General features: G+C 67.9%; 2 protein-coding genes and 2 pseudogenes. 1 reads left to right on the top strand and 3 read right to left on the bottom strand.

All coding sequences use genetic code 11. The annotated features are described in order from the left end of the window. A pseudogene (locus tag ACWCPY_RS43200) lies at window positions 1-233 on the bottom strand (hypothetical protein); the annotation flags it as partial. Between the two features lie 107 nt (window positions 234-340). Between ACWCPY_RS43200 and ACWCPY_RS43195 the strand changes: the two are divergent. Further along, the gene (locus ACWCPY_RS43195) at window positions 341-1,024 is read left to right on the top strand and encodes an IS630 family transposase (RefSeq protein ID WP_451274670.1); all 684 of its coding nucleotides are present in this window, start codon (window positions 341-343) and stop codon (window positions 1,022-1,024) included. 89 nt (window positions 1,025-1,113) lie between these two features. Here ACWCPY_RS43195 and ACWCPY_RS43190 read toward each other — a convergent pair whose 3' ends face one another. Together ACWCPY_RS43190 and ACWCPY_RS43185 are read right to left on the bottom strand one after the other, a co-directional pair. Beyond that, window positions 1,114-1,689, bottom strand: a complete 576-nt coding sequence (locus ACWCPY_RS43190) for a DUF6368 family protein (RefSeq protein ID WP_451274668.1) — start codon at window positions 1,687-1,689, stop codon at window positions 1,114-1,116. Window positions 1,690-1,785: 96 nt separating this feature from the next. Next, window positions 1,786-1,932, bottom strand: a pseudogene (locus ACWCPY_RS43185) (ATP-binding protein); the annotation flags it as partial. Window positions 1,933-2,025: the final 93 nt, after the last annotated feature.

The following is a 2,025-nucleotide window of genomic DNA, read 5'->3' as shown; positions in this document are numbered from 1 at the left end:
TTGCTGTAGGTGAACAGCGTGAAGCCCCACATCTCGGGGTGGCCGGTGTCTTTCAGGCGGCACAACTGCAGGTCGCCGTCCGCTTCATCGTCGCCGTCGACGGCGGCGGCGTCGATGTAGGCGTATCCGGCCCGCCAGCGTACTTTGAGCTCGGTGACCTGCGGCCAGCGCCGGGCGTGGGCGGTCAGGCGCTGCTGCAGGGCCGCGGCTTTGGCGGCGTTCGGGCTGGCCATGACGCCCGTCTTGCCTGATCGTCGGCTGGCCGCGGCACCTGGTGTCCCGTGCCCGTCCGCGCCGCGGGATGATCACCGGATCAGTAATCTGATCTCAGGGTGGGACGATGGCACTGACCAGTCCGTTCATCATCGACTTGACCGAGGCCGAGCGCGGGGAGCTGGAACGGCTGACCGTCTCCCGCAGCGCGCCGTTCGGCCGGGTACAGCGGGCGTCGGTGATCCTGGCGCTGGCCGACGGCGCGTCCAACGCCGCCGTGGCCCGCGACGCGAGCCGGCACCTGGACACCGTGCGCGCCTGGCGCCGGCGCTTCGCCGCCGAACGCCTGGCCGCGCTGTGCGCCCGGCCCCGGCCGCTGGGCCGGCCCCGGCTGTCCCCGACCGACAAGCTGCGGATCATCGCCACCGCGACCGCGGCCCCGCCTGGCTCGGACACCGTGTGGACCCATCGGCTGCTGGCCGACCGGCTGAACCTTTCCGGCGTGGCGGTGTCCGCCTCGCAGGTCGGCCGGATCCTGAACGCCGTCGATCTCAAACCGCACCTGGTGCGCGGCTGGCTGACCCGCCCGGCCGACCCGGAGTTCTTCACCCGCGCCGCCGACGTGTGCGACCTGTACCGCACCTGCCCGCCGAACGCCGTGGTGATCAGCGTGGACGAGAAAACCGGCATCACCGCCCGCTCCCGAAAGTACCCCGACCAGCCCGCAGGCCCCGGCCGACGGGCCCGCAGGGAGTTCGAGTACATCCGCCACGGCACCGTGTGTCCGCGTACTCATAAGAGTGCTCAGTGAGGTACGGATGAACGTGCCCAGTTGGACGGCGGTATGAGTGTCAGCCTCAAGCTCGTGCCATGCCGAGGTGCGGTGTGGCCTGGGTGGGCCTACTTGACGAGGCGGAAGTCTGGGTGCTGCAGCCAGGAACTGAGGAACTGCAGATCGCCGACATGCCGGATCCAGCGGTCGCCGCTGCCCGTGTCATAGGAGACTTCCCTGACGGTGCCAGGGAGCGCGGCCACCAGCGCCCGCGCTCGGGCCAAGTCCGCGGCTTCTTCCGCCCGATCGCCAGGGGTGTATCCAAGGACGCCGTCGAAGTCGATCAGCGCGTGGAGCCGTTGAGCGAAGGCAAGGGCGAGGTGACCGAGCAGAGCGTGGTTCACCTGCCCCGAACAGCTGGCGGCCAGGACGAGGCCCTGAACTGGCGGCAGCAAAAATTCGGAGTAGTCCTCGTCGTCTGCCGGTATGCAGTCGTCCTCCGAGAGGAAGAAAATGCCCGCCTCAGCCGTATTGAGGGCGTGCAGACCAAGGACTGCAGGCTCTCGGACTCGGAAGGCCAAGTCTCCGTCAGCCTCGGTTTCGGCCAGTCCGCAGAACGTCTCCAGCCACGGGATCACATGGGCTCGTATCCCGTCGAAGCTTCGGTACTCGAAGAGCCACAGCCCCACTGCCGGTCCCGCCATGATGCCCCCTGAATGCGCGGCCCAGTGCCGCGTGGACCTGGTTCTACCAGGTCCGCGGAGAGACATCCGATCGATTTCGGGACACGGACCTGCTGGTCAGGCTGCGTTGTCGCGTTCGATAGCAGCGAGTCGGTTCTTGAGGCGGTAGCTGGGGCCGTTGATGGAGACAACATCGCAGTGGTGGAGGAGGCGGTCGAGGATGGCGGTGGCGAGGACCTCGTCGCCGAACACCTGTCCCCATTCATCTGGGGCTGGCATATGTTCCTTTTCATGGATCGCCGCTGCCACCGGCCCGTATCCATCTTCTGCTGTCCTCGTTGGTCTTCATGGTGGTGC

Source organism: Streptomyces sp. NPDC002403, assembly GCF_053593015.1.
The sequence above is the reverse complement of the archived record's forward strand: the minus strand, read 5'-3'. Positions and strand labels throughout refer to the sequence as shown.